Source organism: Pseudomonas sp. KK4, assembly GCF_001984065.1.
GTDB lineage: Bacteria > Pseudomonadota > Gammaproteobacteria > Pseudomonadales > Pseudomonadaceae > Aquipseudomonas.
Map to the genome: position 1 here is coordinate 1 of NZ_LYVP01000279.1, position 311 is coordinate 311.

The 311-nt window shown below is 60.8% G+C and carries 1 protein-coding gene; it reads right to left on the bottom strand.

What is annotated here, in order from left to right; genetic code table 11:
* Positions 1–55: 55 nt before the first annotated feature.
* Positions 56–298, bottom strand: a complete 243-nt coding sequence (locus tag B0W55_RS29480) for a DUF6124 family protein (RefSeq protein WP_077049393.1) — start codon at positions 296–298, stop codon at positions 56–58.
* Between the last annotated feature and the right edge of the window lie 13 nt (positions 299–311).

Below are 311 nucleotides of genomic sequence, written 5' to 3' on the forward strand. Positions count from 1 at the left end.
AGCCGAGCGGGAGCAAGCTCCCTCGCCACAAAAGCCATTCACTTCAGTTCTGTGTTCAACCCTGCGGATCGAGGTTATCCAGTGCCCGATTCACTGCCAGATCCGCCAGCATGATCACCTGTTGGATACCCAGCAAGGTACTGCGCTGCGGGCCGTCGAGGAACGTGGCGAAATCGCTGGTCATCACGCTGGCCGAGGCCAGGGATTCACAGGCGTGAGCCAGGAGGTCTTCGGTGCGGATGTCTGCGGTGATGGTGAACATGGGGCTGGGGTTGTGGGGGGCGGTGGATTTGAGGATGGCGGGTTTGAGG